Annotated in this window: 1 pseudogene; it reads left to right on the top strand. The window is 61.5% G+C overall.

Features of this window, described 5'->3' with window-relative positions:
• Positions 1–249, top strand: a pseudogene (locus ACYP5B_RS14935) (hypothetical protein); the annotation flags it as partial.
• Between the last annotated feature and the right edge of the window lie 8 nt (positions 250–257).

A 257-nucleotide genomic window follows, 5' to 3' on the forward strand; every position in this document is an offset into this window, starting at 1 on the left:
GACGCGGTGGTGAGACGATCAGAAGGGCGTAATTACCGGATCGTCTCGGGGCAATCACATCTCCAAGCCGCCCTGCGCCTGACCGGCCGCGCGCTAGTGACGGATGCTGTCACCCATGAGCAGTTACACGTCCATGACATCGACGGCAAACTGTTTGCCATTCCGTCCGATGCCCAGGCAGTGCTCGACTCAGAAACGCTCAAGGCGATCGAACACGCCAAGGCCGACCCGCGCGCGAGACGCGCGTGAACTCGTTT

The organism is Cupriavidus sp. 8B (assembly GCF_054589115.1).